The organism is Senegalimassilia sp., assembly GCF_977052095.1.
In genome coordinates this window covers 1-23,780 of sequence record NZ_CDRSTZ010000027.1, presented here as the reverse complement: position 1 = coordinate 23,780, position 23,780 = coordinate 1, and the positions used below count along the sequence as shown (strand labels likewise).

19 protein-coding genes, 1 tRNA gene and 1 riboswitch are annotated in these 23,780 nt (G+C 61.9%); of the genes, 10 read left to right on the top strand and 10 right to left on the bottom strand.

The window, feature by feature from the left end:
* Positions 1–51: 51 nt before the first annotated feature.
* From metK to ACWI6D_RS06190, 6 genes are all read right to left on the bottom strand, one after another.
* Positions 52–1,317: a methionine adenosyltransferase gene (gene metK / locus ACWI6D_RS06215; protein WP_449134061.1), complete on the bottom strand. Its 1,266-nt coding sequence runs from the start codon at positions 1,315–1,317 to the stop codon at positions 52–54.
* Positions 1,318–1,327: 10 nt separating this feature from the next.
* Positions 1,328–1,423, bottom strand: a riboswitch (SAM riboswitch).
* Between the two features lie 226 nt (positions 1,424–1,649).
* Positions 1,650–2,450: a dimethyl sulfoxide reductase anchor subunit family protein gene (locus ACWI6D_RS06210; protein ID WP_449134060.1), complete on the bottom strand. Its 801-nt coding sequence runs from the start codon at positions 2,448–2,450 to the stop codon at positions 1,650–1,652.
* Position 2,451: 1 nt separating this feature from the next.
* Positions 2,452–3,075 carry a 4Fe-4S dicluster domain-containing protein gene (locus ACWI6D_RS06205; RefSeq protein WP_449134059.1) on the bottom strand — a complete coding sequence of 208 codons (624 nt, stop codon included), beginning with the start codon at positions 3,073–3,075 and terminating at the stop codon, positions 2,452–2,454.
* Positions 3,060–5,933: a molybdopterin-containing oxidoreductase family protein gene (locus ACWI6D_RS06200; RefSeq protein WP_449134058.1), complete on the bottom strand. Its 2,874-nt coding sequence runs from the start codon at positions 5,931–5,933 to the stop codon at positions 3,060–3,062. Before ACWI6D_RS06200 ends, ACWI6D_RS06205 begins: the two co-directional genes overlap by 16 nt.
* A gap of 38 nt (positions 5,934–5,971) precedes the next feature.
* The gene (locus ACWI6D_RS06195) at positions 5,972–6,622 is read right to left on the bottom strand and encodes a hypothetical protein (RefSeq protein WP_449134057.1); all 651 of its coding nucleotides are present in this window, start codon (positions 6,620–6,622) and stop codon (positions 5,972–5,974) included.
* The gene (locus tag ACWI6D_RS06190; RefSeq protein ID WP_449134056.1) at positions 6,622–7,329 is read right to left on the bottom strand and encodes a TorD/DmsD family molecular chaperone; all 708 of its coding nucleotides are present in this window, start codon (positions 7,327–7,329) and stop codon (positions 6,622–6,624) included. Before ACWI6D_RS06190 ends, ACWI6D_RS06195 begins: the two co-directional genes overlap by 1 nt.
* Positions 7,330–7,551: 222 nt before the next feature.
* On the opposite strand from ACWI6D_RS06190, the gene ACWI6D_RS06185 reads away from it, so the two are divergent.
* From ACWI6D_RS06185 to ACWI6D_RS06150, 8 genes are all read left to right on the top strand, one after another.
* Positions 7,552–9,063: a response regulator transcription factor gene (locus tag ACWI6D_RS06185; RefSeq protein WP_449134055.1), complete on the top strand. Its 1,512-nt coding sequence runs from the start codon at positions 7,552–7,554 to the stop codon at positions 9,061–9,063.
* Positions 9,064–9,181: 118 nt separating this feature from the next.
* Positions 9,182–10,567 (top strand): hypothetical protein, encoded by a 1,386-nt coding sequence (locus ACWI6D_RS06180; RefSeq protein WP_449134054.1) that lies wholly within the window; start codon positions 9,182–9,184, stop codon positions 10,565–10,567.
* Positions 10,568–10,689: 122 nt separating this feature from the next.
* On the top strand, positions 10,690–11,418 hold the full coding sequence (locus ACWI6D_RS06175) for a lipoprotein intramolecular transacylase Lit (RefSeq protein ID WP_449134053.1): 729 nt from the start codon (positions 10,690–10,692) through the stop codon (positions 11,416–11,418).
* Positions 11,411–12,904, top strand: a complete 1,494-nt coding sequence (gene gltX, locus ACWI6D_RS06170) for a glutamate--tRNA ligase (protein ID WP_449134052.1) — start codon at positions 11,411–11,413, stop codon at positions 12,902–12,904. The genes ACWI6D_RS06175 and gltX overlap by 8 nt, the downstream gene beginning before the upstream one ends.
* A gap of 262 nt (positions 12,905–13,166) precedes the next feature.
* A complete protein-coding gene (locus tag ACWI6D_RS06165) occupies positions 13,167–14,222 on the top strand; it encodes a hypothetical protein (RefSeq protein ID WP_449134051.1) in 1,056 nt (351 codons plus the stop codon).
* A 25-nt stretch (positions 14,223–14,247) separates the two neighbouring features.
* A complete protein-coding gene (locus tag ACWI6D_RS06160; protein ID WP_449134050.1) occupies positions 14,248–14,649 on the top strand; it encodes a PaaI family thioesterase in 402 nt (133 codons plus the stop codon).
* 75 nt (positions 14,650–14,724) lie between these two features.
* Positions 14,725–14,800 (top strand) — tRNA-Ala (locus ACWI6D_RS06155).
* Positions 14,801–14,854: 54 nt separating this feature from the next.
* A complete protein-coding gene (locus ACWI6D_RS06150; protein WP_449134049.1) occupies positions 14,855–16,204 on the top strand; it encodes a sodium-dependent transporter in 1,350 nt (449 codons plus the stop codon).
* Between the two features lie 297 nt (positions 16,205–16,501).
* On the opposite strand, the gene ACWI6D_RS06145 is transcribed toward ACWI6D_RS06150, so the two are convergent.
* The 4 genes from ACWI6D_RS06145 to ACWI6D_RS06130 all read right to left on the bottom strand — a co-directional run bounded on the left by ACWI6D_RS06145 (position 16,502) and on the right by ACWI6D_RS06130 (position 21,736).
* Complete coding sequence (locus ACWI6D_RS06145) at positions 16,502–19,096, bottom strand: homocysteine S-methyltransferase family protein (RefSeq protein ID WP_449134048.1); 2,595 nt, start codon at positions 19,094–19,096, stop codon at positions 16,502–16,504.
* Positions 19,089–19,784 carry a hypothetical protein gene (locus ACWI6D_RS06140; protein ID WP_449134047.1) on the bottom strand — a complete coding sequence of 232 codons (696 nt, stop codon included), beginning with the start codon at positions 19,782–19,784 and terminating at the stop codon, positions 19,089–19,091. The genes ACWI6D_RS06145 and ACWI6D_RS06140 overlap by 8 nt, the downstream gene beginning before the upstream one ends.
* 41 nt (positions 19,785–19,825) lie before the next feature.
* Positions 19,826–20,701 (bottom strand): methylenetetrahydrofolate reductase, encoded by an 876-nt coding sequence (locus ACWI6D_RS06135; RefSeq protein WP_302936404.1) that lies wholly within the window; start codon positions 20,699–20,701, stop codon positions 19,826–19,828.
* 81 nt (positions 20,702–20,782) lie between these two features.
* A complete protein-coding gene (locus ACWI6D_RS06130) occupies positions 20,783–21,736 on the bottom strand; it encodes a hypothetical protein (RefSeq protein ID WP_449134046.1) in 954 nt (317 codons plus the stop codon).
* 650 nt (positions 21,737–22,386) lie between these two features.
* Here ACWI6D_RS06130 and ACWI6D_RS06125 point away from each other — a divergent pair.
* Positions 22,387–22,710 (top strand): hypothetical protein, encoded by a 324-nt coding sequence (locus ACWI6D_RS06125; RefSeq protein ID WP_302718721.1) that lies wholly within the window; start codon positions 22,387–22,389, stop codon positions 22,708–22,710.
* 18 nt (positions 22,711–22,728) lie between these two features.
* Positions 22,729–23,571, top strand: coding sequence for a metallophosphoesterase family protein (locus ACWI6D_RS06120; RefSeq protein ID WP_449134045.1), 843 nt, complete (start codon positions 22,729–22,731; stop codon positions 23,569–23,571).
* Positions 23,572–23,780: the final 209 nt, after the last annotated feature.

Here is a 23,780-nt window from a genome sequence, read left to right as displayed (position 1 = left end):
GTTACCCCATCCGGGCCCTCTTCTCTCACGCAGAGTATGTTAGCCCTCTTGTTATGCCAGATTGCACGCCTTTTTCAAAGCTTCAGCCTTGTCGGTGGCCTCCCAAGTGAACTCGGGAAGCTCGCGGCCGAAGTGGCCGTAGGCGGCCGTCTTGCGGTAAATGGGGCGACGCAGGTTCAGCTCGTCGATGATGGCGCCGGGGCGCAGGTCGAACACTTCGGAGACGGCGCGCTCGATGTCGGCCACGGGCACGGACTCGGTGCCAAACGTGTCCACCATGATGGACACGGGCTGCGCCATGCCGATGGCGTAGGCAACCTGCACCTCGCAGCGGTGCGCCAAGCCGGCGGCCACCACGTTTTTCGCCACCCAGCGCGCCGCGTAGGCAGCCGAGCGGTCCACCTTCGTGCAGTCCTTGCCGGAAAATGCGCCGCCGCCGTGACGGCCCATGCCGCCGTAGGTGTCGACGATAATCTTTCGGCCGGTCAGGCCGCAGTCGCCCATGGGGCCGCCGATGACGAAGCGGCCGGTGGGGTTGATGTGAATGCCGGCGTCGGGCGCAAGCTCCACGCCCTCGCGCGCAAGCACGGGGCGGATGACGTTCGCCTCGATCTCGGCACGCAGCTGTTCGGTGGAGATCTCCTCGGAATGCTGAGTAGACACCACGACCTTCTCCACGTTGACGGGCTTGTCGTCGATGTAGCGGACCGAGACCTGGGTCTTGCCGTCGGGACGCAGGTAGGGCATGGTGCCGTTCTTGCGCACCTTGGCCAGCTGCTCGGACATGCGTTGTGCCAGGTAGATGGGCATGGGCATGAGCGTGGACGTCTCGTCGCAGGCGTAGCCGAACATCATGCCCTGGTCGCCCGCGCCGACCTTCTCGTAGGGATCGTCGCCGGCCTGGCCGTGCTGGGCCTCGTAGGACTCGTCGACGCCCTGGGCGATGTCGGGGCTTTGGTCGTGGATGGCGTTGAGCACGCCGCACGTGTCGCAGTCGAAGCCGTACTTCGCGCGGTCGTAGCCGATCTCGCGCAGCACCTCGCGCGCAAGCGCGGGCACGTCGACGTAGGCCTGGGTGCGGATCTCGCCGGCCACGATGATCATGCCCGTGGTGGCCATGGTCTCGCAGGCGCAGCGCACCTGCGTGGGGTCTGCCGGCTGGCCCGACGGGGACACGTAGCCCTGCTTGGCAAGCTCGGTTTCCTTCTCCAGGATGGCGTCGAGCACGGCATCGGAGATCTGGTCGCACACCTTGTCGGGATGACCCTCGGTGACGGATTCGGACGTGAACAGGTACGAATTGTGCGCGTTGGCCATGGATGTTCCTCCTTCATCGTTGTCGGCCGGACCACCTTGGGGCCGCTTGCCCCAGGTTGGTGTCGGGATCAGCGAGCCAACCCTCTCCCCCGACTCTTGATAAACGGATATGTTCGGGCGGCCGCGCAAAGGCCGCCCGCGTTTATGCTAGCTGCGAATACTACCACACAGGCAGCATTTGTCACGCCGCCGCGGCCGCGCGCGTGGAATCACCATATATAGGTACTCGCGAAAAGTGCGGAAGGCCCGCCCGGCGCAAACCGGACGGGCCTTCCAAAGAGAAATCCACGCGCAGCAAGTTTAGAGGGGGGTTGCTGCGGGGGCGAATCGGCTTACAGCAAGCCGAAGAAGTTGTTCACCGTCACCGACGCAAGCCACATCGTGCAGCGATACGCGGTGGCGCCAACCAAGCAGCACACCGCCGCCGCTGCGGCCAGCGAAAGCGCCTGCTCAGGCTTTTTCGCCGCTAGCGCGCCCAGCGCCGCAGGAGCCGCGCCGCCAACGATAACGGCCAAGCCCCACACCAAAAGCGCCTGGTCGCCACCGGCACCAGAAACAACGCCGTACGCGGCCGCCGTCAGCGCGGCCACCACGCCGCCGGCCACCAGCAGCTTCGCGAACAGACTGGTGTCGGGCTCTTTGCGCCAGGCCGCCAAGGCCAGGTACAGCGCCACGCCAAGCGGCATGGCCGTGCCCGCATAGCCCAGCGGCAGAAGCGGCGTGTTCCACGCCAGCTGCGACGACATCATGTACGATTCGCCGGCCATGAACGAGAGCAGCACGCCGAACACAGCGCCCAGCACTGCAAACGCCTTGCGTGCACCGGCAGAGGCCTCGCGCACCAGCAGCACGAAGTACACGATGGCGCACACGGCCATAAGCCCGGTCAGCGCCGCCTCCACGAAAATGCCGCTGGTGGGGTGACTGAGCGCCCCCATGATGTGCTCGGGATGCGACAGGTGCGTCACCGACGCGATGCCGCCCGCGCACGCCACCACGGCCGCCACCACGACGGCAAGCTTGTTCGTAGCGCGCGTCTTGCCGGCGAACTCATCGATCGCCACACATGCCAGCATCCAGCCGCCCGCGCCCGTCAGCACGGTGAACAGGACCAACGACCACTGGATTTCCATCCTACTCACCATCTTTCTGCATGTAGCGGCCCGATCCGGCCAAATCCTTCGATTCCTGCCACTGCGCATAGCGCTCGGACAAGATGTAGTGCGTCGCAGGCTTGTTTCCCACGTCGGTCAGCGTGTGCACGGCCGACTTCTCGGCAGCGGCAAGCGCTTTGGACGCATCCGAGGTCGGGTCGTCCAGATCGCCGTAGAAGCGAGCCCCACCCGGGCAGTTGTGCACGCACGCCGGCAGGTCGCCCTGCGCGGTCAGATGTCCGCACAGCGTGCATTTCTCCACAACGCGCTCTTCTTTGTTCCACGAGCGCACGCCGTAGGGGCAGGCCATCATGCAATACTTGCAGCCGATGCACTTCGCCTTGTCCACCAGCACCACGTTCGTGTCGGGATCGCGGTAGCTTGCGCCCGTCGGGCACACGTGCACGCACGGGGCGTTTTCGCATTGCTGGCAGTGCACGGGAAGGAAGTACTGCTGCATGCGCGGGAAGTCGCCGAACGGCCCCACCGTCATCACCTTGTTGTAATACGACCCCAGCGCGATGCCGTTCTCCATTTTGCAGGCAATCTCGCAGCTGAAGCACCCGGAGCATCGGTCCAGGTCAACCACTATAGCGTTACGCATGTTTGAATCACCTCCGTGGGTTCGCTGTACTGCGGCATCCAGGGCTCGAAGTCCTCAGGCTCCGTCCAGGCGCCTTCCGGACCGCTTTCGGCCGGGGCGATTGCCACCTGGTAAGCGCGCAGCGTGTACGTGCCGTTGACGTCGGACAGACGCCCCGTCGACTTCGACAGGCGGTTAACGGTGACCGAGCGCCACGATTGGTCGCGCTTGCCTTCCTGGTCCAAGAACTCGGGAAGCCAGAAGCGCTCCATGTACACCTCGCCGGGGCGCACGCCCTTCGTCACGCGCACCTTGCCGCGAATCTCGGCGCGGCGCGAACGAATCCAGGCCCACTGCCCGTCTTTCACGCCGTACTTCTCGGCATCGTCGGGATACACCCACACCTCGGGGACGGGGTAGATCTCGCGCAGGTAGGGAACGTTGCGCAGCGTGCCGTGATGGTACATCGGTAAACGGCCGTTGCTCATCACCAGCGGGTATTCCGTGTCCGTCAGCGGGCTTTCCTCGGGCTCCTCGTAGTACGGAAGCGGGTCGTAACCGTACTTGACCAGCGAGTTTGCCGCGTTCGGGTTCTCGACGGGATTATCAACGAACACCTCGGGGTGCATAGCCCACGGGCTTGCCGACAGACCAAGCGTGATGTAGCCCTCCGAATACGGCTCGCACTTGCCCGATGCCGTGTCGAAACCGGTAAGGTAGCCGCAAGCATCGGTCTGCTTGTAATAGTAATAGGTATGCCAATCTTCCCAGCTGCAGAACTCGTACGGCGCCTTGTCGCAGAACTCGTCCCACGTCATGCCAAGCCCGGCCACGTGCGCGTTGCGCTCGTCGGTGTCGGTCAGCGGCATGGGGATGCCGCCGGCGGCGGCCACCATGCCCTTCGTGTCGTAAATGGCCTCGCGGCAGTCCTCGTCGCCAAGCTCCATCATGCGCTTGGTCAGGTCGGACCAGATCATGGCCTCGTTTCGCGTCTCGAACAGGTGCGTGCACTCCTGGCGCGCAAACACCTTGTTAAGAATCTGGATGGGCTGGTTCGATTCAAGCCACTCCAGGATGGGCAGCACGTAGTCGGCCGCCTCGATGGTGAAGCTGGTGGGATACATGTACATGTGCACGATCAGGTCAAGCTGCGGCAGCAGGTTGTAGCAGCGCTCCGTCTCGGCAAGGTTCTGCAGCTTGTTGCCCGAACGCTCCAGCCAGATGCGCGGCTTGTACGGCTTGCCCGTCTCGATGGCGTCCCACAGGTACGGGATGACCGACATGGCCCACTGGCCGATGCCGCGATGCTCGGAAAAGCCAAGGCGTTTACGCTCCATATCGGCGCTGACCAGGCCGTACATGCCGCCAAGTTCATCGGCCATTGCAGGCTTGGGGAAGCGCTGCAAAAGCGCGCCAGGCTTCTCCACGTCGCCGTTCAGCAGCGAAAGCAGCGCGTAGCCCGCCGAAGCCTGGCCGGACTGCGGGTTCTGGTCGGTGGCAACGCCGCCGACGATGCCCGCCGTCTTCGCCTCGCAGAAGATGTCGATGGCCGCCTCGATGTCGGCCGCATCGCACCACGTCACCTCAGCCGTCTTCTCAAGCGTCCACTCGCGCGAACGCTCGTACGTCAGCTGGAACGCCGTCTTGTAGCCGCTGATGCCGTCGATGGTGTAGCCCTCATCGTTGAACAGCTCAGCTTCCGTTTCCTCGTCGAAGAAGCGGTTGAGCTCCTCTTCGGACTTCGGATACGGCACGGCAACGGGACCGCCGGTTTTCTTATCCCAGATGACGAAGTACGGGATGCCGCAATAGCCAAGCGCCGGGTTGTCGTTGTTCTTCGCCGTGGCATGACCCGTCAGCGTATCGGTTGCCGTGGCGGCCATCTGCGCGTCGTTTTCCTCTTTCGACACCAAGCCCAGGTCAGCGGCGCGAACCGGAATGCCCGTCTTCGGGTCCACCAGGTACGGCAGGTTCGTCCACTTCAGGCAGAAGTCGGCATCGTAGCCGCGCTTCTCGATCATGTACTTCACCCAGCACAGCTGCATGGCTACGTCGGAGCCGGCGCGAATGGGCAGCCACACGTCGGCGCGCGCGGCGTCCACGGTGAAGCGCGGGTCCACCACAACCGTCTTGCAGCCCGCAGCGCGGCGGTCGGCCATGACGCGGCCGCCGCCCGGAGGCGTGTCGGCCGCCGGCTGCGCCGCCCAGATGACCACGGCGTCGATGTCAACCTCGGGGTTGTACATCTCGAAGCAGTTCGAGTCGGCCATAGAGCAGTTGCCCGTCATGAAATCGCCGCCGTACATAAGCTTGTACGACACCATGCGCGGCAGGTAGCACTGCGCGCAGCCCGGCTCGAACGTGTTGGGCGACTGGATGGCCGCCGCGAAACGGTTCACGCTCCAGAACTGCGGGTTTCCGCCGCCGCCCGTGGACATGAAGATGGACTCGGGGCCGTATTGCTTCTTGGACTCCCACAGCTTTTGCGCGATCTCGTCGATGGCCTGCTCCCACGTGATGCGCTCCCACTCGTTGCCGCCGCGCTCGCCCACGCGACGCAGGGGGTACTTGTTGCGGTTGGGGTTGTACAGCGCCTGGATGCCCGACAGGCCCTTCGCGCACAAGCCGCCGTGCGTCGTACCGTCCTCGGTGTTGCCCTCAAGCTTCACCACGCGCCCGTTTTCCACGGTGGCGATGACGGCGCAGCGCGCCACGCAGGCGCGGCACAGCGTCTTCACCTTGCGGGTGCCGCTGCTGGTCACCTTCGCTTCGGCAGCCACCAGGTTGCCCGCGTCGATGGTTGCGCCGAGCGCCGCGCCGCTGGCCACAAGGGCCGAGACCTTCGCGAAGCTGCGACGCGTCATTGTCGCTTGTCCCATGAAACCTCCTCCTTTGTTTCTTCTTGGGTTAGCTCGTCTTATTGAAAGACCGCAAGGAAAGCAGCGCCTTCCTTCGTGGTCGTCCAACCGTCCTCCCAGACCAGGCCGGCGCATTGCTCCAGGCGGTCCGTGAAATAGCTGGGGTAGATGCCCGCGGCCGACACGTGGCGCGACCGGGGCGCCGCGGCGCAGATAGCGGCAAGTTCATCGTCTATCTGGCGTTTCGTGCGCTTGGTGCCGTTGCAAAACGCCAGCAGTCGGCGAAAGCCCTCGACGTTTTCCGGTTCGTCGGCAAACAGGCGCGCTAAGCGGGCAGACGGACGCAAGCGTTCAAGTACCTTGCCGCCCTTGTCGGTTAGCGCATACGTGGCGCGCGCCATGTCCACGCACTCCTCTTCGGTATCGGGGTCGTATTCGGGCTCGGGCAGCTGCTCGGCAAGCAGGCCTTCGCGCACCAGCGCGTCTATCAGCGTGCCCATAGACTGGAACATGGTTGCAGCCTGGGATTTTGCCGCCATGCGACCCTCAAGGTCGAAGCGGCTGATAGGGTCGGTACCTTCGCTGCCGGCCGCCGCAAGCGCTTCCAGGTACAGCTCGCGCTTGCCCGGCTCGCGGCGGATAAGCACCACCGCTTGCTCGAGTTCATCGGGCGCGCTCGTTGCTTCTTCGCCTTTCAGCTGCTCGCTCATCACGCCACCTCCTGCTCTGCCGCCGCATCGTCATCCGCGTAGCAGCGCTGCTCCAGGCAAACCCACGCCGCCGTGCACTCGCACAGCCCGCGGTAAAAGGGCGTGCGCGCAAGATGCGCGGCAGCCTGGCAAAACCGCGGAACCCAGTTCGCGATGTGATTCTCGAAAAACGCCCGCACCTGCTCCTGCGCGGCATCGGCCGCTTGCGCATCGCCGGCCCGGCAAGCCGCGGCCTCGGCGTCAAGCAGGTGGGCCACATACTGGAACTCGAACGAGATGTGGTCCTCGGGCATGTTGTAGTCATCGTCAAGCGCAAGCCCAGCGGCTATAAGCGTGCGGAACATGTTGTCGCGCGCGCCTTGCATCAGCAGGTGCTCCTCGCTGGTGTACACGCTTTCAAACGGGCTGACCGGGTCATCGGTCGTCGACCCTGCCCCCAAAAACACGCGAGCGTAATCGCAGCGCGACTGCGTCAGCGTGTCGGGGTTTTGCGCAAGCACGTACTTAGCCATCTTGTTCGAGCCGCGCGCAAACGCCCGCTCGTCGGCATCGAAATCGTCGGACAGCGGCAGCACCGCCTGTCCGTGCAAACGCTCAAGCAACTCTTCGTCGAGCTCTCGATAGAACAGTCGGCTCAAATACTGCCAAAAGCCGGCGCGCTCGGCGCACGCATCGGCACGCTCATTTTGCAACTGCGTCGTCTCCACGTCTTGCCCCCTTGTGTGGTCTTGCTGGCGAAGCTTTGCCGCTCCGCCCCTCATCAGCGATTCGCATCCTAGAGGACAAGCATCTGACCTGGACATACCTATCAATTGACTATTTCGCGGTTACCCTAGTCACTTATTAGGTAAACGCCTTACCCACATATTGACCACGTGAAGGGCGCGCTTTTACAATGCGGCGCGAAGGGTCTTTAGGGGGAATCGAATATGCAGCAGACAAACACTTCGGAAACCGCGCCGGCAGCCACGGGCGCCCAGGAGCTTTTGCGGGGCATCAACACGCATCTGCCCGCCGTGTCCCATCTTGGCTTCGCGTTCTGGTTCGCGTGGAACCTGGTCGCGTTCTCGGGATCGGTGTGGAACACGCAGGCCGATTCGGCCATCCTTATCTCGTATCTGTTCATTGCGCACCTGCTGGCGTCGGTGGCAACGCTCATAGCGTTAGGCACGCGCGGACAGCGCGGCATGCGCGCGATCGTCTCGCGCCGCTTCCTGGCCGCCGGTGCGGCCATCGGATCGGCGGGGACGCTGCTGATGATCTTGGTCGGCGGCGGCTATATCGACAGCCTCGCCGCGTTCATCGTCGGCGCCGCGCTTGCCGGCTTCGGCACCACGTTCATGCTCGCGCGCAGCGCCACCATCCTCTGCACCACCTCGCCGCGTCGCTCGTTTCTGTCCATCAGCCTGTGCGCGCTGTTCGCCATTGGCGTCTATTCGTTTATCGAGGGGTACTCGTTCGCCATCGGCGCCATCCTGTTCGTGCTGTTGCCCGTCTTCAGCGCGCTGTCGCTGTCGGTGAAGCGCGACTCGCCGCAAGACCTTGCCGTCATCAACACCATCGGCAAGCTTCCGGCGCGCTTCCGCAACCTGCTCATCGCCATCTTCGTGTACTCGCTGTGCCAAGAGGTGTCGAAAAGCTACATCCTCACCGCCCTGCCCGCCTCGCAATCGGTGCTGTGCATGCGCTACGTCATGCTGGCGCTCGTGGTGCTGATGCTGGTGTTCATCGCGCTAGACCTGTCCACGCCGCCCGACAAGTCCATCGCCCGCATCTTCTATCCGCTGGCACTGTGCTTCATCGTGCCGCAGCTGGCCGTTTCGGTGCTGCGGGAAACCTCCCCCGTGCTTGCGGCGGCGGCGCTTGACTTCGCCGGCTATGGCACGGATCTGTTCATCTGGGCCATTTGCGCCTACCTGGGCTATCAGATGCGCGGCAACTGCGTGAAGGTGATGTGCTTCGGCACCGCCGCGCTGTCGCTGGGCCTGGCCACAGGCTCGATAGTCGCCATATTCCTGCTGGACGCCAACATCTCAAGCGCGCAGTTTTTGGTGGTGAATCTCACGCTTGCCGCACTGTGCATGCTGGTGACAGTCATCGTGTTCCCCGAGAACAAGCTCAACGACCTCATTCAACCCGTTGAAGAGGAGGAAGACGCCGACGGCGTGTCCGTGCGCACGCAGAAGGCCCTGTGGAAGCAGGCGTGCGAAGAGGTTGCCGCCGACGGGCAGCTGACAGCGCGCGAAGCGGAGGTGCTGCTGATGCTGGCGAAGGGCATGAGCGCCCAGCAAATCGCCGATGCGCTGGTCATATCCATCCACACCGTGCGCGCGCACGTGCGCAACATCCACGCAAAGCTTGAAGTCAGCAACCGCGCGCAAATCATCGAGCTCGTGGAGCAGAAGCGCGATGCCATTTGCACGGGCGCGCCAATGGCATAGCACACGAACAAATGTTGCATACATTGTGCACAGCGGGAACGCCCGGCGGGCAGCAGCGCGCACGTGCTACACTTTCACCGAACGAAAAGCCCGAACGCCCAAAGGGAAAGGCAGCCGCATGACCGAAACCACCCAGCCCGTTTTCAAGAACGCCGCGTACACGCAGGAGTACATCGACATCGCGAACAGCCTTGACGGCGACATCGCCGGCCGCCGCGCCGCGCGCGCCTACATGGACGCGTCTACGGCCATCGTGCACCACCAGGTGGTGTCCACCAGCTTCGTGCCGAAGCTCTACGACGCCGCATCGCGCCAGGTCATGCGCGATGTCGTTGAAACCACGCACCGCATCCTGTGCAAGGTCATGCAGCACTACCTCGACGACGCCGAGTACCGCAAGATCTTCGACTACGACCCGCGCCTGGCCGAGCTCATCTTGGTCCCGCGCGGCTACGACGCGCTGCTGCCGTTCGCCCGCTTCGACATCTTCCTAGACGAGAGCACTGGCGACGTGGCGTTTTGCGAGTTCAACGGCGACGGCAGCTCGGGCATGAACGAGAACCGCGAAATCACGCACTCCGTGGAGCAAACGGCCACGTTCAAGGAATTCGCCAAGCGTCACCACGTTGAAGCCTGCGAACTGTTCGATGCTTGGGTTTCCGAGTTCATCAACATCTACAACACGTACGAAGGCCGCGTGGAGCACCCGCGCTTCGCCATCTGCGACTACCTGGAAAACGGCGTCGTGGACGAGTTCCACCTGTTCGCGCAGCGCTTCACCGATGCGGGCTACCCCTGCACCGTGTGCGACGTGCGCGACCTGACCTTCGACGGCGAAGTGCTGCACGACGCGCAAGGCCAGCCCGTGCACGCCATCTGGCGCCGCTGCGTCACGAACGACGTGCTGGAATATTGGGACCAGTCGCAAGCGCTCGTTGAAGCAGTGAAAGCGCAGAAAGTGGCGCTCATCGGCAGCTTCGCCGGCCACATCGTGCACGACAAGCAGATCTTCGAGGCGCTGTTCAACCCTGCCACGCAGGCGTTTTTGACGCCCGAGGAAATCGCGTTCGTGGAGCGCACCGTGCCGCAAACGCGCTACCTCAATGAGCGCGAGGTCGATCTTGACGCCATCCGCGCCGACAAGGACGCCTGGATCATCAAGCCCACCGACGCCTACGGCGCAGCCGATGTATACGCCGGCTGCTTCCAAACGCAGGAGCAATGGGAGCAGATCGTCGCGAAGTTCGCCAACGGGGCCGCCGGGGCGCCCTTCTTGGTGCAGCGCTACATCACGCCGTTCAAAACGCAGATTCTCGTCCCCGACAACGACATCGCGAACCTGTCCGACCAAGAAGTGCAGCGCGAGCCGGTGCTTTACAACAACCTTGAAGGCCTGTACTGCTACAACGGCACGTTCCAGGGCATCTTCAGCCGCCTGGGGCCCTACCCCACCATCTCGAAGCCCATGAAGGGCATCACCTGCGCCACCATCTGGGTGGACTAAGGCCGCTTAAAGCATCATCGCGCAAGAACCGCCTTGCTTCCCGCAAGCGATCAAGGAGCCTTCTTGCGCACATCGCCTAAGGGCGTCCGAACCGCAAACGCTCAACGTACCGAAAGAGCCCTATGCAAGCACTCAACAAACTCGTTGCCATTGGCAGCACGGTCCTGCTTGCCGTCACGCTTATAGCGGCCGGCTTCGCCGCCGTGTCGGTGCCCGACTGGGCCACCGTAGCGCTCTCGCGCGCCTTCTCGGGCTGCGACCAGCCGCTCACGCCGTTTACGCACGGCGAGCTCACGTCTATGGCCGTGGCGGGCAAGCACTACACGTTCGACTCGAACAACGCCGATGAGCTGAACGAGGCCATTGCCGCCGCAAACGCCTCAGCCGAGGCCGACGGCCGCGCCACGGTTATAGGGGAAGCAAGCGAAACCCGTCACTTGCCCGCCGACGCCATCAGCCACCTCGACGACGTGTACCGGGTAGTCAGCGTGGCAAAACCGGCGCTGGCGGTTATCGCCGTGCTGTGCGTTGCCGGCCTTGCACACGTCGCCGTGCGCATCAACCGTCGCGTCTTAGGGCGCGTGCTCATCGCCGGCGGCGCGTTCGTGCTTGCAGCGTTTGCCGCACTCGGCATCTGGGCGCTTGTCGACTTCTATGGGCTGTTCGGCGTGTTTCACAGCCTGTTTTTCCAAGCAGGAACGTGGACGTTTTCCATAGACAGCCTGCTTATCACCCTGTATCCAACCGCTTTTTGGATGGGCATGGCGGGCATCTGGCTTGCAGTAACGTCCGGGCTGTCTATACTTGCTGTACTTGTTGGTTTTACGTTAGGACATAAGCAACATGACTGAGAACAAACCGGTGCGCGTTCGCTTCGCACCTTCCCCCACGGGCAAGCTGCACGTCGGCGGCGCCCGCACGGCCATTTACAACTGGGCATTCGCCCGCGCTACGGGCGGCACGTTCATCCTGCGCATCGAGGACACCGACCCCGAGCGCTCCACGGAAGAGAACACGCAGGTCATCCTCAACGCCATGAAGTGGCTTGGCCTTGACTGGGACGAAGGCCCCGAGGTTGGCGGGCAGGCTGGCCCCTACTTCCAGACGCAGCGCTTCGACACGTACGCCGCCGCGCTTGAGCGCCTGAAGGAACGTGGCATGGTGTACCCGTGCTTCTGCACGAAAGAAGAGCTTGACGCCAAGCGCGCCAAGGCCGAAGCCGAGGAAGGCGGCTATGCCGGCTACGACCGCACGTGCCGCAACATCGACCCGGCCGAGGCCGCCCGCCGCATCGAGGCTGACGAGCCGCACGTGTGGCGTCTGAAGGTTCCCACCGACCATGGTCCTATCGAGTTCGAGGACGCCGTCTACGGCCACATGTCCTTCCCCGCCGACGTCATGGACGACATGATCGTCGTGCGCACCGATGGCACGCCCACGTACAACTTCGCCGTGGTGTGCGACGACGCCAATATGGGCATCACGCACGTCATCCGCGGCGACGACCATCTGTCCAACACGCCGCGCCAGATCCTCATCTACGAGGCGCTCGGTTACGACGTGCCCATGTTCGCTCACCTGTCCATGATTCTGGGCGCAGACGGCCATAAGCTGTCCAAGCGCCACGGCGCCGCAAGCGTCGAGGAGTTCCGGGACCGCGGCTTCTTGCCTGACACCATGGTGAACTTCCTGGCGCTGCTCGGCTGGAGCCTTGACGGCGAAACCACGCTCATCGACCGCGAAACGCTGTGCAAGTCCTTCACGCTCGACCGCATAACGAAAAAAGACGCCGTGTTCGACGAAACGAAGCTCGAATGGATGAACGGCCAGTACATCCAGCGCATGGGCGCCGAAGCTTGGGTTGCCGCCGCGCGCCCGTGGCTTGTCGAAGCCGGCGCAACCGAAGCCGACATCGACGCGCGCCCCGAGTGGTACGCCAAGCTGTACCCGCTGGTATCCGAGCGTCTGCAGCGCCTCGACGAGGTGCCGGCGAAACTCGCCTACATGTTCTGGGGCGCCCAAGTTTCCGAGCTCGACGAGAAATCGGTTAAGAAGGTGCTGCTCAAGGAAGGCGCCCGCGCCGACGAGGCCCTGGCGAACTGCCGCGCCATCCTGGCTGACGAATCCCACGCTTGGGAAGCGGCAGGCCTGGAAGCCGCCTGCCGCGAGCTGGGCGACGCCATGGACATGAAGCTGAAGTTCGTGCTGCAGCCGCTGCGCGTAGCCGTGTGCGGCAACATGGTTTCCCCGCCGCTGTTCGAGTCCATCGAGTTGCTGCCCCGCGAAGACGTGCTCGCCCGCATCGACCAGGTAACCGCGCAGGTCTTCGGCGCCTAAGGCTTTACGCAAGAGCAAGCGCCTCGACATCGCAGAAATGTAACAGGAACGCCCGCGACAAACCGCGGGCGTTCCTGCATCAAGCCTACCAGAACCATGTGACACCGTGCTCATTGCCCAACGCCCACCGCAGCGCATCGGCACAAAGGCCTATCCGCATCCGTAAACACGTTCAATCCACCATGTTCCGTTAACAACTTCAGCCACGATGCAGGCCGCGTGCTAAGATAAGCGGCGTCAAACACCGTTAGGAGCACCTCATATGAGCGATTCCGAAAACAAAGAAACCAACCTCAACAACACCTGTCAGCAGGGCAGTCAAACCGCAGGCGAGCAACCGACGACACCCAGCTATCCCGCAAACCAGCCGACATCTTCCAATCCGCAAAACACTGCAGGTGCACCGGCACCGCAACCCTACGCCGCCATTCCGCCTCAACAGCAACCATACGTGGCCGGTCAGGCGCCCCAACAGCCCTATTACGCTGCGCCTCAGAACCCCTACGGCGCCCCGCCAAGCCCCTATGGTGTGCCCGCAGCGCCGCAACAGCCGAAGAAGAAGTGGCCCTGGGTCCTGATTGCCTGCGTGCTGACGTTTTTGCTTGGACTGGGAGGCTGCGTCGGCTGCGCCACCATCAGCATGGTCACCGACTCGCTGCACACCCGCTCCGACTCCATCCATTCCTACGACTACGACGATCCCTACGGGTACGACCCCACAGACGCGCCCGACTCCGACGCATACGGCAGGTTCACGCTCGGCGATATCCAAGACGCCGCCGGCAACCTTCCCAACCAGGTCCAAGACGGCAAGGCAACCGCAGGCGTCTACGTTGTTGGTCGCGATATCGACGCTGGCGAATATTTCCTGCAAGGAAGCCCCTCCGTTGAAAGCGAGTTCTACCTGTTCGACCCCGAAGGATCGGGCACGTTTAGCCTTGATTGCGCCGTGTCTTACACCGGCAACTACTTTGCCGAACTCGAAAACGGCGAGGTCATCGCGTTCATGCCTAAAATCGGCGATGCCCTGATGGTCCCCTCGGACGAGGCCGATTTCCAACCGCAGCAGCCCTATCAAAGCGGTCTGTACCGCGTTGGCACCGACATCCCCGCCGGAACGTACGCGGTCACGGTCAGCCCGAACGCGCCGCACGACGCCTCGCAAGATTACGCCGCATACGTCATGCAGGACCTCGACTTCGACGACGACTCCATCACCGACTCCGTGTACCTGCTACGCGGAAGCACCCAAACCATCACCGTGAACGACGGCGACTGGCTTGAACTGTTCGGAACCGTCGCAACCCCGCCGAACTAGCACAGCAACCCCGGAAAGGACGCCCATGCTTCCTGAAAACCCCACGCTCCAGCAAATCCAAGCTTACTTCGCCAACGACAAATTCGCCACACAAGCCGCTGGTTGCACCATCGTGGAAGGAAGCCGCGGACACGCCGTCTGCGAGATGGTACTAGACGACAAACATCGCAACGCGCAAGGCGGCGTCATGGGAGGCGCCATCTTCACGCTTGCCGACTTCTGCCTAGCCGTTGCCTGCAACATCGACGAGCAACCCACCGTTTCGGTCAGCAACACCATCGAGTTTTTAAGCGGCGCGAAGGGTTCGAAGCTCATAGCCACGTGCGATGCTGACAAATCGGGCCGCAAGCTGGGCTTTTACACCGTCGATGTTGCCGATGACACCGGACGCAAAGTATCACGCATGACCGCAACGTGTTTCCGCTAACGCGCAACAAAACTTTTCGAAATAGGGTCTTGCGCAAAGCTGGCATTGCCGTATAATAGCTTTCGCACCTTGTTCGGGGCCTTAGCTCAGCTGGGAGAGCGCATGGCTGGCAGCCATGAGGTCAGGGGTTCGATCCCCCTAGGCTCCACCAAATTATCAAGCCGCCTGCATGGGCGGCTTTTTTATTGTCAAGGGAAGGGAAACCATGGCTCAGCAAACAACCAGCGCAAGCTCTGCCCGGGACTCGTTCACCTCACGCACCGCCTTTATCATCGCGTGCATCGGTTCGGCCGTCGGCCTGTCCGGCATCTGGCTGTTCCCCTACCGCGTATCGCAGCTTGGCGGCGCGGCATTTCTCATCCCCTACCTCTTCTTCGTGGTGCTGCTTGGCCTCACCGGCGTCGTCGGCGAGATGTCGTTCGGCCGCGCCATGCAAACCGGCCCCATGGGCGCATTCGGCAAAGCGCTGTCCCTGCGCAACGTCCCCCATGCGAGCGCCATCGGCAAGATTATCGGCATCGTACCGGTGCTTGCCGCACTCGGCATCGCCATCGGCTACACCGTGGTGCTCGGCTGGTTTTTGAAATACCTCGTCACCGCAACAACGGGTCAGCTGCTTGTGCAAGACAGCATGGGCGCGTTCTTTGGCGGCATCACCGGCGATTTCGGAAGCGTCGGCTGGCATGCTGCGGCGCTCATCATCACGCTGGCCGTCATGGTGCTGGGCATCTCACGCGGCATCGAGCGTCTGAACAAGGTCATGATGCCCCTGTTCTTCGTGCTGTTCGTGGTCCTGCTTGTGCGCGTTGCGTTCCTGCCCGGCGCGCTTGACGGCTACGCGTACCTGTTCATGCCCCGCTGGGAAGCGCTCGCGAACCCGCAGACGTGGGTATTGGCGCTTGGTCAGGCGTTCTTCGGCCTGTCCCTGGCCGGCGGCGGCACGCTGGTCTACGGCAGCTACCTCAAGAAGGATGTGAACGTGGTGTCCTCGGCGAAAAACGTCGTCGTGTTCAGCACGCTTGCCGCGGTGTTGTCCGCCATGGTAGTGGTTCCCGCAGTGTTCGCCTTCGGCGCCGACACGCAAGCGGGCCCGCCGCTGCTGTTCATCGTGCTGCCCCAGGTCTTCCAGGAAATGCCGTTCGGCAACGTGTTCTGCTTCGTGTTCTTCCTGGCCGTCACGTGCGCCGCCATTACCAGCTTGGTGAACCTGTACGAGCCGCCCATCGAGGCCTTGCAGCAAGAAGCGCACCTGCCGCGCTGGGCAGCGGTCGGCATCGTCGCCGTTGCCTCGTTTGCCGTAGGCGTGTTCATCGAAAACGGCGATGCCGTCAGCGCCTGGATGGACGCCGTCAGCATCTACGCCATCCCACTGGGCGCCCTTATCGCCGCCGTCATGTTCTTCTGGGTATGCCCGAAGAACTTCGCCACGAAACAGGCTCAAATGGGACGTGAGAAGCCTTTAGGAAAATGGTTCGAGGCCATGGGGCGCTATCTGTTCGTGCCGCTCACGGCCATCGTCATCGTGCTCGGCATCGTGTTAGGCGGCATCGGCTAAAACCACCGAATTCGCCTGTGGCCAGCAAGCCCGGAACAGTACAACCCCCAAAACGCCAAAGAGGCGTGCAAGCACTGCCTGCACGCCTCTTTGCTACGTATACCAAACAAAAACCCTGCAGCGCGCCTACTCTCTACACCGAGAAGCGTATAGCAGCCCCGCCAGCAGAGAGCCAAGTCCACGCCTCATGCGAAAGCAATGCGCCAAAAATCAATAGCCGCGCAAGTTCAAGAACCCCTTGACGCGACTCACACACGCAAAAGCAGCGCGCGCAAAAACTCCAACGCCTTCCAGCAGCTACTTGCCTTCGGCGAAGAAGCGCTCCGCGATGCGAGCCGATTCCGCAGCGTCCTTCGCGTAGAAGTCCGCGCCGATCTGCTCGGCGTAATCGGACGTCAGCACAGCGCCCCCCACGAACACCTTGCATTCCGGCACACGCTCGTGCAGAAGCGTCACGGTCTCCTCCATGGCGCGAACGGTGGTGGTCATAAGCGCCGATAGGCCCACAAGCCTGATGCGCTGCTCCTGCACCACGCGCACCACTTCTTCGGGGTCCACATCGCGCCCCAGGTCAACCACCTGGAACCCGTAGTTTTCCAGCAACATCTTGACGATGTTCTTGCCGATGTCGTGGATGTCGCCCTTCACCGTGGCCACGGCAATGATGTTTGCAGGGCCCTCATCGCCCGCCGCATCGCCCACGTGCGCTTTCACCACGTCGAAGCCGGCTTTCACCGCCTCCGCCGATGCCATCAACTGCGGCAGGAAAAACACGCCTTTGTCGAACTTCTCACCCACCACGTCAAGCGCCGGCACGAACACGCCGTTCACCAGGTCAAGCGGGTCGTGATTGACCAGCAGCGCCTCGGTAGCCTCGGGCATAGGAGCCTTGCGCCCCGTCATGATCAAGTGCACCATAGCCGCCACATCGTCGGCAGCGTCGCTAAGCGTTTCGGGAATGGCGATGGGGCACTCCCCCGCATCCGCACCAGCCTGGCCAGCGTCCTTACCACCATCAGCCGGCGCACCAGCCGAACCAGCCGGAACATCGTACGGATCATTGCCGCCCGCATAACGTTCGATGAACTCCACGGCGCCAGCGTCCTGGCAATTCAGCACGCGGAACGTATTCACCGTGTCAACGTAGCGCTTAGCCTTCGGGTTCAGAATCGGCATATCAAGACCACAGCCGAAAGCGGCAGCCAAAAACGTCGCATTCACCATGTTGCGCTGCGGCAAGCCGAAGCTGATGTTCGAAACGCCCAGCACGGTGCGCACGCCCAAGCGTTCCTTCACCATCGTGATGGCGCGCAAAATCTCAAGCGCCTCGGACTGGTTCGTTGCGCACGCCATGGTCAAGCAGTCGATAACCACATCGGTGCGCGGAATGCCATACGCGTCCGTTTCCGCAACGATGCGCTCAGCAACCGCATAGCGCCCCTCGGCCGTTGGCGGGATGCCGCCTTCGTCCAAGGCAAGCCCAATCACCGCGCAGCCGTACTTCTTCACAATCGGCAGTACCGCATCCAAGCTTTCGCGCTTGCCGTTCACGCTGTTGATAAGCGGCTTGCCGGCATAACCGCGCACCGCCGCCTCAACCGCAACCGGGTCAGACGAATCCACCACCAGCGGCAGCGTAACCGTAGCGGCAAGCTTGTCAACGGCGGCCGCAAGCACAGCGGGCTCATCAAGCTCGGGTAGGCCCACGTTCACGTCAAGCACATCGGCGCCGCATTCCTGCTGCGAAACCGCCTCACCCACAATGTAGTCCAAATCGCCCGCACGCAAAGCCGCCTTCAACTTCGGCTTGCCCGTAGGGTTGATGCGCTCGCCGATCACGGCGATGCGCGGAACGCCCACGGGAAGCACAACAGCCTCCTGAGCGCTGCACAGCACGCATGCAGGCTGATACGGACGCGCTGCAGGTTCGCGGCGCTCGTCAGCCATTTGACGCAGCAAACGCGTATAAGCCGGCGACGTGCCGCAGCACCCGCCGACAATGCTCGCGCCGGCATCCATCATATCGGCCATAGCGGCCGCAAAATCTTCCGGAGAAACATCGAACACGGTCACGCCGTCCTCAACATGCGGCAAGCCGGCATTCGGCTGAACCATAAGCGGACAGCGAACGCGCGCAGCCATATCTTGCGCCGCACCCAGCAGCTCGGCCGGGCCAAGCGAGCAGTTCAAGCCCACGGCGTGCGCGCCCATGCTCGACAGCACCTCGGCGGCAACGGCCGGAGACGTGCCCAAAAACGTACGGCCGTCTTCGCCGAACGTCATAGTCACCAACACCGGCAGGTCGCAGTGCTCCTGCGCCGCCAAAAGCGCGGCCTTCGCCTCGCGCAAGTCGGCCATCGTCTCGATGAGCACCACATCGCAGCCGGCAGCAGCCACCGCTTCAACCTGCTCGGCGAACACGTCGTAGGCCTCCTGAAACGACATAGTGCCCATCGGCTCGAGCAGCGCACCCGTCGGCCCGATATCGCCGGCAACATAGGGCGCCCCAGCGGCACGAGCGCACGCGGCGGCAGCCGCATACACATCGGCAACGGAGGCAACACCCTCAAGCTTCAACCGGTTTGCACCGAACGTGTTCGTGGTGATCACCTCAGCCCCAGCTTCGACGTAAGCCGCATGGATAGCGGTAATGTCGTCAGGGTGAGAAAAGTTCAGCAGCTCGGGAAGCTCGCCCGCCTCGGCAAGCCCGCGCTCCTGCATCTGCGTGCCCATCGCGCCGTCGATGACCAGATAATCCAGGCCCAGCAACGCGCGTCGAAGGTGCTCATCGGCCACTCGCACACCCGACAGGTCGGGAACCGGCAGCCGCTTCGCCTCATCAAGCCCACGCAAGGCGCCGCGTGCGGCGCCGTCGACAGTTTCGTTAGCCATGGCAGGTAACCCCTCGTTTCCTCAATTCGCAGCAGCCTTTCAGCTGGCACACGCCGCACGCGCTTCGGACCTCAGCGCCCGCATCCACCTTATCGAACAAGCCCACAACGGCCGTCACGCTTTTCACCGGCACCAGCATGTTCGTTGCCGTAAGCGTTACACCAAGCTTGCGCGTGGCGTCAAGCGCCTTCAAAAACGCCGGCTGCACGTCAAGCGGCAAGTCTCCGTATCCCGGGCTGAAACGCCAATTCGTATGCAAGCCAAGCTCATGAGCCGCCGCAACGATATATCCCTCTACTGCGTTCGCGCAAGCCTCAACCAAGGCCGAAGCGCAAGCGCCGTACATCACACCGTCAGCCGCGCTCAGCGCAGCGTGCTTGCGCATCTCCCGCTCGCTCGCAGCCCCCAGCGTGCACGCCATCAACGCTACCTTGCGCGCCCCACGCAGATGAACTGCAATGCTTTCGCCCTTCAGCAGCACCGGGCAATCGCGCAGCGCAACCACCGGCTCGGCGCCATCCCAGCAACACCGCCGCTCATCGATGTCGTACAGCTCCCAAGCATATACCGGCTCAATCGTCGTCTCGCACGCATGCGCCAGCTCGTGAAAACGGGCCAGCAAGGTTTCATCAACCTGCTGGCCCGCGTAGCCCAAATATCCTAATGCCTCATCGCGATTCAACCGCACGCCGCTTCCCCGGCTTGCGGCGAGGCGGCCATAGCGAACCATTATCGCACCAACGCCACCTTCAACGCGCACATGGCAGCACGCGCAATCTCAGGGTTGTTCATCGTGTACACATGCAGGCCGTCAACGCCGTGCTCCTGCAGGTCCGTCAACTGGCGACACGCGTATTCGATGCCCGCCTGGCGCAAACTTGCCGGATCGTTCTCGTAACGGGCCAGCAGCTTGATGATGGGGCTTGGCAGCGAAGCGCCGCACATGAACACCATGCGCGAAATCTGAGCCTTGCTCATGAACGGCATGATGCCCGCCGTGATAGGCTTCGTGATGCCTGCCGCCTCCGCCTGCTCGCGGAAACGGTAGAAGTACTCGTTGTCGAAGAACAGCTGCGACACGAAAAACTCCGCGCCCGCATCTTCCTTCTGCTTGAGATGCTCAACGTTGAGGCGCATGCTATCGCAGTCGATATGGCCTTCCGGATACGCCGCCGCACCCACGCAGAAGCCGGCCTCGGTCAGGCGAGGAACCAGATCCTTCGCAAGCTTGAAATCGCCCGGCTTATAGCCTTCGGGCAAGTCGCCGCGCAAGGCCAGCACGTTGCGGATGCCGCGCCCTTTCATGTCGGACGCAGCAGCCGCGATGGACTCCTCGGAAGCACCCGCGCACGTCAGATGCGCAATCGTAGGCACGGAAAAGTCATCCTGAATCATGGCGGCAATCTCAGCGGTTGCCTGCTTGTTCCCGCTTCCACCAGCCGAATACGTTACGCTGATGAAGCTGGGGTCAAGCTTCGCAAGCTCTTCGGCCATGCTGCGTGCCGACTCCATGCTCAGCTCGCCCTTCGGCGGGAAAATCTCGAACGAGATAGGTTGGGTGCCCGCGTTGCGAGCTTGTGTGAAGATGTTTGCAATAGTATTCATAATGCGCTTAATTATAGTGCGTTGCTTCCATTCGTCATCGAGAAAACTCTGTACTCGGTTGCATGTTTTTCCGAATGCAGCTTATCTGCCATCGCGAACGCTCGGCAGTTCGAACACGTTCACGCAATCCCCTGTTTCCGCTTGTCGAAACGCACTGAAGCACACGAGCGTGCGCCACAACTCGGCCTGACGTGTCCGTATGGCCTCCCTGCGCCCAGCTTCCTGCTCCGTTATCCGGCGGCGCGATCCGCCGCGTGTATCAAGTTGGCGGCACACCCGCTCGCACAGCTGCACGTATGACCCGAATTCGTACACCTGCGACGGCGTCACCGCCATGCACGCGCGCATCGCACGCTTGCGCCCGCCAGCGCAACCGCTTCCCTTTTGCGCGTTGTCGTCACATGCATCCAACACCACCATGGACACCGGCCCCCTTCCGCAACCCGATTCCTTCATCTCAATAGCCACGCTGTTTCTTGTCGAGACGCCTGCACGTCCAAAGGACGCAAGATCGCCGTTTTCCGCCGATCGCTGCAGCACAACGTCTCCTGCACCGAATCCGCCAAGGCACGCCGGCAGGCTCAACCCCATAGCCAAGGCCGATTCCGTTGGACTTGCCGACCCCTCGCGAACATACGACAACGCTCGCCGGGCCTTAGCACACCCATACGAGCCCTCCGTTTTCCGCAGATAAGCGCCAATGCGGGACACCGTCGTCAACGGCGCATCATCGCCTTCCCGAATGGCAATGCCGCCATCAACCTGCCCGTCAACGCGATACGACGAGCACAGCGCATAGCCAACGTACACGGCCTCAAGCAGCGAATGCTTGGCCGCGATTTGTCGAAACACCAGCTCCGGAGATGCCGCATAGACGCCGCCAAGCCCCGAAACATCCACACGGACAAAAGACCCCGAAGGATACGCAAGCCCCGACAGATGCGCTTTCACGCTGCTGGAATCTAGCCTGCCGCTCGACCTGCATACCAGCACCTCAAGCGGGTCAACGCCCAGCCGAAGCTCCGAAGCAAGCACTCTGCACTGCGCCATCGAAGGAGAGGACAGCGGCAACACGCGACCCGTGCTAGCCCGCCCCGCAATGCGAGGATTCCGATTCCTCACCAACCAGCGAAACGCCGTATCGTGCGACAAGCACACATTCATCATCCCCATATGCACCCGCTTCCCGTAAGACGAACCCATTGCCTATGAAGAAGCATGGCATACAAACCTTGCAGACCATATACCGATATAAGCGGCGAAAACACGCGAGACCTTGCAGATATTACTACCGATGCGTACACAGACCTTTACGCATACGCACGAAGTGTCTTGACCTAGCACACGCTGGTCCTTAAGCAACCGAACGCAGCTGATTAAACAGGCATACGCAGATAATTACCTGAACAGCGTAAACATACGCAGAATCTTGAGCAGGCGTGCACAGACTACCGAACAGGCGCCGCTCACAATTGATTCAGCAGCTCAAACACGCCCAAAAAATCGCGCCGAGCAAATTGAGCCGCCGCACTAACAAACCAGGCAACAACCACTTCAATCCCTTTCAACGCGAAAATCGACAAGTAAGAAAATTCTATCGATGCAATTCTCGGTAACCGCCTTAAACCGACTATACTGGACATGCTGAATCAGATTGCAAACACACCACAACAGGAGAACGCATCATGGCAGTCGAGCACAGTCAGGACAAACGGCAACTAGCCGCATGGGTAGACCGACAGTTAGCAGAAACGGTTGACAGCGTAGCCACAAAACGAGGAATCACCCGCACCGCCGCTATCACCGAAGCCCTGCAACGCTACGTCGAAGAAGAAACCAGCGTAGCCCTCCAGCTGTCAGGATTCGCCGAAAAACTTGACGCAATTCTTGAGCAAAACGAAAAGATGCAGCAAGAGCTCGAAGAGATCAAGCAGCAAAAGCCGAAGGCTCGCAAAACGAAAAGCGCTGCCACGACGCCCGCCGTTCCCCAAACGCCGTCGCTGTTCTAGCCCGCAAGAGGTGCGCACGTGACCATCTACATCACCGGCGACATACACGCGTCTTACGACATCGAAAAGCTTTCAAGCTCCCACTTCGACGCAACCGGCCTGACAAAGGACGACTGCGTCATCATATGCGGGGACTTCGGACTAGTATGGAACAACTCGACCAGCGAGCAATACTGGCTCAGATGGCTTGACGCCAAGCCCTTCACAACACTATTCGTAGACGGCAATCATGAAGGCTTCCATGCATTGAACAACCTTCCAACATGCACGTGGCGCGGCGGAATAGCACAAAAAGTCAATGACAGCGTCTACCACCTCATGCGAGGCGAGCTATACGATTTGGACGGGATCACCCTATTCGCAATGGGCGGAGCCGCATCCAGCGCCTACGACAAGGAAACGCGCACTAAAGGAATAGGCTGGTTCCCTGAAGAAATCCCTACACAAGCAGAGCGCGAGCACGCCATAGAAACGCTCGAAAACGCAAATTGGAACGTCGATATCGTTATAACGCACTGCGCTCCCACCTCATGCGAGGAAAGCATTGCAGCCGTTACCAACCGCCTAGAACTTCATCCCATGGACGAGTACACCAATTGGCTTGAAACCATACGCCAAAAAGCCACGTACAGCCAATGGTTCTGCGGCCACTATCACATCGACGCTCAGCTGACAAACAACATCACCGCACTCTACAACAAGATTGCCAAGCTAGAAATCCCCGCCGAAATAGGCCAAACCCAAGAATCCGCTCAGGACGCACTCAACAACGCCACGATAACGTACAAAATCATCGAGAAGAAACAAGTGGTCATCGAACCAAACGACCCATTCGAAGACCTCGAAGAAGATCCCGAATAGCAAGATCAACTACTCTAGCGATACCCGTCCCAAAACGCGGAAGAGGGCCGCATGCGCGGAGTTGCCCCTAAACATATAAAGATTCCGCGCACAGGAAGCCCGCCAAGCGCGGAAGGGGCCCGCGCGCAGCATCCCCCCGAGCGCGGAAGGGGCCCGCGCGCACATACCCATAACGCAGAAGGGCCCGCGGGGGGACCGGATCCCCCCGC